This is a genomic window from Blastococcus sp. SYSU DS0669, assembly GCF_054050895.1.
The window spans coordinates 1-8770 of the sequence record NZ_JBJHAE010000041.1; the positions used below are offsets into that span (position 1 = coordinate 1).

General features: G+C 76.6%; 8 protein-coding genes. 4 read left to right on the forward strand and 4 right to left on the reverse strand.

What is annotated here, in order from left to right; translation table 11 throughout:
* Nucleotides 1-131 precede the first annotated feature (131 nt).
* Entirely contained in the window at nt 132-1310 is a 1179-nt protein-coding gene (locus ACI792_RS20650) for an ABC transporter substrate-binding protein (protein ID WP_456604237.1), read from the reverse strand.
* A gap of 326 nt (nt 1311-1636) precedes the next feature.
* On the opposite strand from ACI792_RS20650, the gene ACI792_RS20655 reads away from it, so the two are divergent.
* From ACI792_RS20655 to ACI792_RS20665, 3 genes are read left to right on the forward strand one after another with little or no spacing between them, the layout of a single operon-like run.
* A complete protein-coding gene (locus ACI792_RS20655; protein WP_456604238.1) occupies nt 1637-2596 on the forward strand; it encodes a putative selenate ABC transporter substrate-binding protein in 960 nt (319 codons plus the stop codon).
* Nucleotides 2597-2619: 23 nt separating this feature from the next.
* Nucleotides 2620-3339 carry a phosphonate ABC transporter ATP-binding protein gene (locus ACI792_RS20660; RefSeq protein WP_456604244.1) on the forward strand — a complete coding sequence of 240 codons (720 nt, stop codon included), beginning with the start codon at nt 2620-2622 and terminating at the stop codon, nt 3337-3339.
* Nucleotides 3336-4946: a PhnE/PtxC family ABC transporter permease gene (locus tag ACI792_RS20665; RefSeq protein WP_456604239.1), complete on the forward strand. Its 1611-nt coding sequence runs from the start codon at nt 3336-3338 to the stop codon at nt 4944-4946. The genes ACI792_RS20660 and ACI792_RS20665 overlap by 4 nt, the downstream gene beginning before the upstream one ends.
* A 97-nt stretch (nt 4947-5043) precedes the next feature.
* Here ACI792_RS20665 and ACI792_RS20670 read toward each other — a convergent pair whose 3' ends face one another.
* Genes ACI792_RS20670 through hrcA form a run of 3 tightly spaced genes read right to left on the reverse strand, consistent with a single transcriptional unit; the run spans nt 5044 to nt 7968 of the window.
* The gene (locus tag ACI792_RS20670) at nt 5044-5796 is read right to left on the reverse strand and encodes a 16S rRNA (uracil(1498)-N(3))-methyltransferase (protein ID WP_456604240.1); all 753 of its coding nucleotides are present in this window, start codon (nt 5794-5796) and stop codon (nt 5044-5046) included.
* Between the two features lie 3 nt (nt 5797-5799).
* On the reverse strand, nt 5800-6930 hold the full coding sequence (dnaJ, locus tag ACI792_RS20675; RefSeq protein WP_456604241.1) for a molecular chaperone DnaJ: 1131 nt from the start codon (nt 6928-6930) through the stop codon (nt 5800-5802).
* Between the two features lie 15 nt (nt 6931-6945).
* Nucleotides 6946-7968, reverse strand: coding sequence for a heat-inducible transcriptional repressor HrcA (gene hrcA / locus ACI792_RS20680; protein ID WP_456604242.1), 1023 nt, complete (start codon nt 7966-7968; stop codon nt 6946-6948).
* A 230-nt stretch (nt 7969-8198) separates the two neighbouring features.
* Between hrcA and ACI792_RS20685 the strand changes: the two genes are divergently transcribed.
* Nucleotides 8199-8612 carry a type II toxin-antitoxin system VapB family antitoxin gene (locus tag ACI792_RS20685; protein ID WP_456604243.1) on the forward strand — a complete coding sequence of 138 codons (414 nt, stop codon included), beginning with the start codon at nt 8199-8201 and terminating at the stop codon, nt 8610-8612.
* Nucleotides 8613-8770: the final 158 nt, after the last annotated feature.

Sequence of the window (8770 nt, forward strand, 5' to 3'; positions counted from 1 at the left end):
GCCCGCCCCCCCCCCCCCCCCCCGCCCCCCCCCCCCCCCCCCCCCCCCCCCCCCCCCCCCCCCCCCCCCCCCCCCCCCCCCCCCCCCCCCCCCCCCCCCCCCCCCCCCCCCCCCCCCCCCCCCGGGGCGGGTCACTCCAGGACGGCGAACTCGCCGTTCTCGACGACCTGGACGACGGCCGGGTGGTCGGCGTCGCGGTTCTCGTCGATGGAGAACTCGCCGAGGACGGTGGGCACGTCCTCGATCTGGCCCAGCGCCTCCTGGATGCTGTCGCGCTCGGCGGAGCAGTTGGCGCGCACCGCCTGGTCGACCAGCTTCAGCCCGGTGTAGGCCTGGGCGGCGAACTGGTCGGGCTGGGCGCCGTACTCGGCCTCGTAGGCCGCGAGGAACGCCTGGTTCTCCGGGTTGTCGGAGGAGGAGTTCCAGGCGGCGCCGACGACGACGCCCTCGGCCGCCTCACCGGCGTCGGCCATCAGGGTCGGGTTGTTGAACCCGTTGCCACCGATGATCGGCACGTCGATGCCCAGCTCGCGGGCCTGGGTCACCAGCGGCACCGCCGCCTCGATCAGCGCGGAGACGACGAGCGCGTCCGGGTCGCTCTCCTGGGCCTGGGTCAGCAGGGCACGGAAGTCGGTGTCGGACTTGGAGAAGGTGATCGTCTCGTTGACGGTCACGCCCTCCTCCTCGAGCGCGGCGGCGAACGCCTCGTAGCCGGACTCGGTGAAGGCGTCGTCGTTGCTGTACATGACCACGACGTCCTGGAGCCCGAACTGCTCGGTCGCCTGGGCGATCGTCTGCGGGATCACCGCCTGCTCGGTGAGCGAGTCGCGGAAGATGTAGTCGCCGATCTCGGTGACGCCCGCGGCGGTGTTGGAGATGCCCAGCACCGGGACCCCGGCCTCCTGGGCGATCGGGTCGGCCTGGACGGCGGCGTTGGACAGGGTGGGCCCGATGATCAGGCTCACGCCGTCGGAGACGAACTGGTCGAACAGGGTGATCGCCTGGCGGGGATCGGTCTGGTCGTCCTCGATCGTGAGGTCGTAGGTGACGCCGCCCTGCTCGGCCAGCTCCGCGGCGGCGAGCTCGAGGCCGCGCTGCTGCGACTCGCCGTAGCTGGCCGCGGCGCCGGTGAGGCTGAGCACCGCGCCGAGGGGCACCTCGCCCTCGATGGTGCAGGACTCCCCGCTGCCCTCGCCGGTGAGCGCCCCGGAGGCGGCGGAGTCCCCGCCGCCGGACTCACCGGAGCCGCAGGAGGCGAGGAGGAGGGCCGCGGCGCCGGCCGCGGCGACGGTGTGGAGCTTGGTGCGCATGTCTCTCCCTTGTCGAGCACGACGACCGCGCCGGCCGCGAGGAAGCGGCCGCGCGTCACTGGCGGACGGGCCGGTCCGAGGCACCCGGGCGTCGTGGGCCGACCGGAGCCGGTCGGCTGGTTACGGGGGTCACAGTAGGCACCTCCCCCCGCGCTTCCGGCAGGGGTGGGGCAAGCGTGCCCAGAACGTGACCGTCCGGAACTCCGCGGGGTGCGCGTCGGCGGCACGGCGCGCCCGCGCGACGACGCCGGGTGCAGGATGGGCCGTCCCCTCACCCGCTCCCGGAGGTCCGCCGTGCCCGTCCCCCGACCAGCCACGAGGACGTAGTGCCTCCCGCTCGCGCCGCCCGGTCGGGTGGCCCCGTCCCCGGTCCCGATCCCCTCCCCTCCCTCTCCCGCCGCGCCCTCCTCGCCGGCACGGGCGCCGCCCTCGCCGCCGTTCTCGCCGGCTGCGGCACCGGCTCCGCCACCACCCCCGGCTCCCCCGGGCCGCTGCGCGTCGGGGCCATCCCCGACCAGGACCCCGAGGTCCTGCAGCGGCTCTTCGGCACCGTGGCCGGCTCCCTCGCCGCGGGCCTCGGCCTCGAGGTCGAGTACCGGCCGGTGACCGACTACGCCGCCGCCGTCTCGCTCTTCCGCACCGGAGACCTCGACCTCGTCTGGTTCGGCGGCCTCACCGGCGTACAGGCGCGCCTGCAGACCCCCGGCGCCGTGCCGATCGCCCAGCGCGACATCGACGAGGAGTTCCGCTCGGTCTTCGTCGTCAACACCGCCACCGGGCTCGAGCCGGCCGACGACCTCCGCCCGCTGGCCGGTCTCCGTCTCACCTACGGCAGCGAGACCTCGACCTCCGGACGGCTGATGCCGGCGTACTTCCTGCGCGAGGCGGGCGTCGACCCGGAGGGGTTCCCCGGCGGCCCCGGCTTCTCCGGGTCGCACGACGCCACGATCGCGCTCGTCGCCTCGGGCACCTACCAGGCCGGCGTCCTCAACGAGCAGGTGTGGCGGTCCCGGTCGGAGAGCGGCGAGGTGGACCCGACGGTGGTGTCCTACGCCCGCACCCCGGCGTACCACGACTACCACTGGCTGCTCGGCCCGCGGGCCGTCGAGCGCTTCGGCGCCGACCTGGCCGGCCGGCTGACGGGGTACTTCACCGGGTTGTCGCCCGACGACCCGGACGACGCCGCGGTGCTCGAGCTCTTCGGCGCCGGCGCCTTCGTCCCGACCGAGGCGGCGAACTACCGGCAGATCGAGGAGATCGGCCGCGACCTCGGGCTGGTCAGCTGAGCGAGGTCCTCCGGCTCACCGGCATCGAGGTCCGCTTCGGCGCCACCGCCGCCCTCGCCGGGGTCGACCTCGCGGTGGCCGCGGGTGAGCGCGTCGCCGTCGTCGGTGCGTCGGGTGCCGGCAAGTCCACGCTGCTCGGGGTGGTCAACGGGTCGGTGCGGCCGGCGGCCGGCGCGGTGCGGGTGCTCGGTCAGGACCCGGCAGCCCTGCGCGGCCGGGAGCTCCGCCGGCTGCGGGCGCGCACCGGCACGGTGCACCAGCACCTCGAGCTGGCCGGGCAGCTGCGGGTGGTGCACAACGTGAACGCCGGCCGGCTGGGCTCCTGGTCGGCCACCCGGGCGGCGTGGTCGCTGATCCGCCCTCAGGGCACCGACGAGGTCGCCGCCGCGCTGGCCCGCGTGGGGCTCGCCGACCGCGCGTACGAGCGCACCGACCGGCTCTCCGGCGGGCAGCGGCAGCGGGTCGCGCTGGCCCGGCTGCTGGTGCAGCGGCCCGAGCTGGTGCTCGCCGACGAACCGGCATCGGCGCTGGACCCGGCGCTGGCCGACCAGGCGCTCGGCCTGCTCGGCGAGCTCGCGGCCGAGCGCGGCGGCGCGCTCCTCGCCTGCTTGCACGACCCCGCGCTGGCGCTGCGGCACTGCGACCGCGTCGTCGGGCTGGCGGCCGGCCGGGTGGTGCTCGACGCCCCCGCCCGCACCCTGACGGTGGCGGCGCTGGAGGGGTTCTACGGGGTCAGCCGGTGACCGCCGTCCTGCAGCGGCCGGCACCCCCGGCGGCGCGGCTGCGCCGGGACCGGCGGCGGTGGGCCTGGGGGCTGGGCGGGCTCGCGCTGCTCGGCTGGGCGCTGGCCGGTAGCGGGCTGCTCTCCGGGCCGGTGCTCAACCCGGCCGGCACCGGTCAGGTCGGCCGCTTCCTCGCCGCGGCCGTGGCGCCGGAGCTCTCGGCGGAGTTCCTGCGCGTCGTCGCGGGCTCGACGCTGGTCACCGTCGCCTACGCGGTGCTGGGCGCCGGGCTGGCCGTTCTGCTCGGTGCGCTGGGCGCGGTGCCGGCCGCCCGCACGACGTGGGGACGGCGGCGCACCGGCTGGCTGCTCACCCGCGGCGGGCTGGCACTGCCCCGCGGCCTGCACGAGGCGGTGTGGGGCCTGCTGCTGGTCAACGTCCTCGGGCTGGACCCGTGGGTCGGCGTGCTCGCCATCGCCGTGCCCTACGGCGCCATCACCGCCAAGGTCTTCGCCGACCTGCTCGACGAGGTCCCGCGCGAGGGCTACCGGGCGCTGCTCGCCGCCGGGGCCGGGCGCGGGACGGCCACCCTCTACGGCCTGCTGCCGCCGGCCGCGGGCGGGCTGCTCTCCTACGCGTTCTACCGGCTCGAGTGCGCGGTGCGCTCCGCCGTCGTCCTGGGGCTGATCGGCGCCGGCGGGCTGGGCTACCAGCTCGCCCTCTCCTTCACCTCGCTGCGCTGGGCGCAGGTCTGGACGACGGTCTACGCGCTCGCCCTGCTCTGCCTGCTCGCCGACGTCGCGGGCCGGGCCGTGCGCCGCCGCGTCGCCACGCCACGGCCCGGAGCGCGGCGGGACCCCGTGCTGACGGGCGCCGTGCTGGCGGTCCTGGCGCTGACCGGCTGGGCCGTCTGGTTCCTGGCCCTCTCCCCCGCCGCGCTGGTCTCGGCCCGCACCCGCGAGCAGGTCGCCTACGTCGCCTCGGCCGCGTGGCCGCCCGCCACAGGCGGCGACCTGCTGGCCGCCGTGTGGTCGGCGTCGGTGGAGACGGTCCGGATGTCGGTGCTGGCGGTGGCGTTCGCGGCCGCGGGGGCGGTGGCGCTGGCGGGGCTCGCGGCCCGTCCGCGGGGCCCGGCCGGGGCGGGGCGCCACGCGGCCGGGGTGCTCACCCGCGCTGTCCTGCTGCTGCTGCGCGCGGTGCCGCCGCCGGTGTGGGCGCTGGTGCTGCTGTTCGTGCTCCTCCCCGGCGTGCTGCCCGGCGCCCTGGCGCTCGGCGTCTACACCCTCGGCGTGCTGGGCCGGCTGGTCGGCGAGGCGGTGGAGGAGGCCGACCGGCGGCCCGGGGACGCGCTCGCGGCCGCGGGGGCCTCCCCGGGCGGGCGGTGGCTGTACGGCAGCGTGCCGGCGCTCGCCAGGCCGGTGCTGGCCCTGGCGCTCTACCGGTGGGAGGTGGTCGTGCGGGACACCGTGCTGGTCGGCCTGCTCGGCGCCGGCGGGATCGGCGTCCTGCTGTCGGCGGCGACGTCGTCGTTCGACTGGCCGGCGGTCACCACGGTGCTGGCCGCGATCGTGGCGCTGACCTTCCTCGTGGACCTGGTCGGCGACCGTGCCCGCGCCGCCCTGCGCTGACGACGCCGTCCTCCCTCACCCCCGCGCGTCCTCCCTCACCGCCCACCACGAGGGAGGACACGCCACGATCAGGGCACCTGATCATGGCGCGGGGCAGTCACCGCCAGCGGGTGCGGGCCGACAGCGCCGCGATCGCCGCGGCTCCCGCCGTCGACGTGCGCAGCACCTCGGGGCCCAGCCGCACCGGCTCCGCCCCGGCCGCGTGGAACGCGATGACCTCGCCGTCCGACAGCCCGCCCTCCGGGCCGACGACCAGCACCACCGTGCCGGTCTCGGGCACCGCCAGCTCGGCGAGCGGACGGCGGGCCTGCTCGTGCAGGACGACGGCGAGGTCGGCCTCGGCGAGCATCCCGGCGATCTCGCGGGTGGTCATGGGCGCGGTCACCTCGGGCAGCCGCGGGCGGCGGGACTGCTTGCTCGCCGCCCGGGCCGCGGCGCGCCACTTGGCCACGCCCTTCTCGACCCGGTCGTCCCGCCAGCGGGTCACGCAGCGGGCGGCCTGCCAGGGCACGATCCGGTCGACGCCGAGCTCGGTGGCCAGGTCGACCGCCAGCGGGCCCCGGTCCCCCTTGGGCAGCGCCTGCACCAGCACGAACTCGGGGTCGGGCGCGGGTACCTCGAACCGGTTCCGCACGGCGACCCGCAGCCCCTGCGGCCCGGCGGCGACCACCTCCCCGTCGACGACGGTGCCGGCGCCGTCCCCGACCCGCACCCGCTCACCGGCCTGCAGCCGCAGCACCTCGACGGCGTGCCGCCCCTCCTGCCCGTCGACGAGCAGCTCCGGGACGTCGGCGAGCTCGTCGACCAGGAACAGCGGGGCGCCGTCGAGCTCGGGGGCCTCGGAGCTCACCGGTCAGCGCCCGTGGAACGCGTCGCGGACCCGGGAGAAGAGGCCGCCCTGCTCTTCGCGGTCGCCGCCGGGCTGGTCCTCCCCGCGCAGGGCGGCGAGCTCGCGCAGCAGTTTCTCCTGCTCGGCGTCGAGCCTGGTCGGCGTCTGCACCTCGACGTGCACCATCAGGTCACCGCGGCCGGTGGCGCGCAGCCGGGGCGCGCCGTGTGCGCGCAGCGTGAGCACGCTCCCCGACTGGGTGCCCGGCCGGATGTCGACCTCCTCCTCGCCGTCGAGGGTCTTCAGCTTCAGCGTGGTGCCCAGCGCCGCCGAGGTCATCGGGAGGGTGACCCGGCAGTGCAGGTCCTCGCCGTCGCGGGTGAACACCTCGTGCGGGCGCTCGTGCACCTCCACGTACAGGTCGCCGGCCGGCCCGCCGCCGGGGCCGACCTCCCCCTGGCCGGTGAGCCGGATCCGCATCCCGTCCTCCACGCCGGCCGGCACCTTCACCGAGAGGGTCCGGCGGGCCCGCACGCGGCCGTCGCCGCCGCACTTGGGGCAGGGCTGCGGGATGACCTGGCCGGTGCCCGTGCAGGTCGGGCACGTGCGGCTGGAGACGACCTGGCCGAGGAAGCCGCGCTGCACGCTCTGCACCTCGCCGCGGCCGGAGCAGGTGCCGCAGGTCGCCGGGTGGGTGCCCGGGGCGGTGCCGGCCCCGGTGCAGGCGTCGCAGAGGACCGCGGTGTCGACGGTGAGTTCCTTGGTCGTGCCGAAGACGCTCTCGTCGAGGTCGAGCTCGACCGGGATGAGCGCGTCCCGCCCGGCCCGGGTGCGGCTGCGCGGCCCGCGCGTGGCGGCGCCGCCGAAGAAGGCGTCCATGATGTCGCCCAGGCCGCCGAACCCGGGGCCGCCGAAGCCGCCGGCGCCCCCGGCCCCCGAGTCGAACGGGTCTCCGCCGAGGTCCACGATCCGGCGCTTCTCCGGGTCGGTCAGCGCCTCGTAGGCGCGGGTGACCTCCTGGAACCGCTCCTTGGCCTCCGGGTCGGGGTTGACGTCGGGGTGCAGGTCACGGGCCAGCCGCCGGTAGGCGCGCTTGATGTCCTGGTCGGTCGCGCCCTGGGCCAGGCCCAGCACGCCGTAGTAGTCGGTCGCCATCGAAGAGTCTCGTCCTCAGCTCTCGGCCAGCAGGTGGCCGACGTAGCGGGCCACGGCTCGCACCGCGGCCATGTTTCCTGGGTAGTCCATGCGCGTGGGCCCCACGACACCGAGCCCGCCGAGCGCCCGGTCCCCCGAGCCGTACCCGACGGTGACCAGCGACGCGCCGGTCAGCGCCTCGTGCGCGTTCTCCTCGCCGATGCGCACCAGCACCGTGCCGGCGTCGACCTCGCTCATCAGGCGGAGGACGACGACCTGCTCCTCGAGGGCCTCCAGCAGCGGTCGGAGCGTGCCGGAGAAGTCGGTGCCGCTGCCTCGGGCGAGGTTCGCCGTCCCGCCGATGACCAGCCGGTCCTCGCTCGGCTCGACGAGGGTCTCGACGAGGGTGGCGCTGACGGCGGCGACCAGCCCCCGCAGGTGCGACGGCGCGGTCTCCAGCAGCCCGGGCACCTTGTCGGCCGCCTCGACCAGCTTCACGCCGGCGAACGCGGAGTTCAGCAGCGCGCGGAGCTCGGGGACGGCGGCGGCGTCGACGTCGGGCGGGCAGTCGACGACCCGCTGCTCGACCCGCCCGGTGTCGGTGATCAGGACCACCAGAAGCCGCCCGACCGCGACCTGCACCACCTCGAGGTGGCGCACGGCGCTGCGGGAGAGCGTCGGGTACTGGACGACGGCGACCTGGCGGGTCAGCTGGGCGAGCAGGCGCACGGTGCGGCCCAGCACGTCGTGCAGGTCGACGGCGCCGTCGAGGAAGCGCTCGATCGCCCGGCGCTCGGCGGCGGAGAGCGGCTTCACGGCCGACAGCCGGTCGACGAAGAGCCGGTAGCCCTTGTCGGTGGGCACCCGGCCGGCGCTCGTGTGCGGCTGGGTGATGTAGCCCTGCTCCTCGAGCACCGCCATGTCGTTGCGGATGGTCGCCGGGGAGACCCCCAGGTCGTGCCGCTCGGCGAGGGCCTTGCTGCCCACCGGGTCGTTGGTCGACACGAAGTCCTGGACGATGGCCCGGAGCACCTCCAGGCGGCGTTCGTCGTGCGCCACGGTGACACCTCCCCGTACCGGTCGACGTGCCGTGCCGCACCGCCGGGTTGCGGGGCCGCGGTGGCCCCGGGACACGCCCGGCCTGGCACTCGCACGGACAGAGTGCCAGGCCAGCATACGCGAGGAAGCGCGTCGTCCTCCCCCGCTCGCGGGCTCGCGGCGAGCCCGTGGACGGGGCCCCGCGGGACGGGGGCGGGGCACGGTCGTGGCCGCTAGGGTGGGCACGGTCGGTGCCCCGGCCGGGGCGGAGAGCGGAGGTCGGTCCCCTGATCTTCAAAGGCGTGCGCAACGGGCGCCCCTATCCCGACCACGGGCTGTCCACCCGCGACTGGGCGATGATCCCGCCCCGGCAGGTCCGGCTGGACACGCTGACCACCACGAAGCGGGAGCTGGCCCTCGACGCCCTGCTCGCCGACGACTCCACCTTCTACGGCGACCTCTTCCCGCACGCGGTCCAGTGGCACGGCGAGCTCTACCTCGAGGACGGGCTGCACCGGGCGCTGCGCGCGGCGCTGCAGCAGCGCACCGTCATCCACGTGCGGGTGCTGGACCTCGACGCGCTCACGCCCGTGCGGGCACCGGAGGGCCCGAGCACGGCCTCCCTGCCGGCCCAACCCCCCGTGCCGGGCCCCCGCAGCACCTGACCCGGGCGCCGCCCCGCCCGGGTCGACCCGCTCGGGGAGGGCTGGTGCCGGGGGCGGCGCCGGCTCCACCCGGCCGCCCCCGCGTCCTCCCGCGAAGACCCACAGGCCCTCCCCCCTCAGTCGTCGGGGGGGCGCGGTTGAGCTTCAGTCAGGCCGTC